A 287-nucleotide genomic window follows, 5' to 3' on the forward strand; every position below is an offset into this window, starting at 1 on the left:
TAGAGTCGGTGGAAAGTAACGTAGATAGTCATGTGATTGTTGATAATTTATTAGAGGACATGGATTCGATGAATGAAGTGACAAATCAAATCGAAGAAAATATTGAAAATGATATTAATATTTTAAGTCAAATAGAAGAGTCTCGTACACAGATGGTTAATCAGCCAATGGAACATGAATTGGATATGGATGTTTTCTTTTCGCAAGAGAGGATTGTTCAAGATTTCGAGGATCAAAATGCATTAACGATTGGTATGACAGATGAAGAATGGTAGAAGAATAGGATA

At 33.1% G+C, this 287-nt stretch carries 1 protein-coding gene; it reads left to right on the forward strand.

Annotated features, from left to right (window positions below; translation table 11 throughout):
• Positions 1-275: hypothetical protein (locus AB3I00_RS14815; protein WP_368025644.1), on the forward strand; the 275-nt coding region annotated here is incomplete at its 5' end.
• Positions 276-287 lie beyond the last annotated feature (12 nt).

The organism is Enterococcus sp. C76 (assembly GCF_040886985.1).
Lineage (GTDB): Bacteria > Bacillota > Bacilli > Lactobacillales > Enterococcaceae > Enterococcus_B > Enterococcus_B lactis.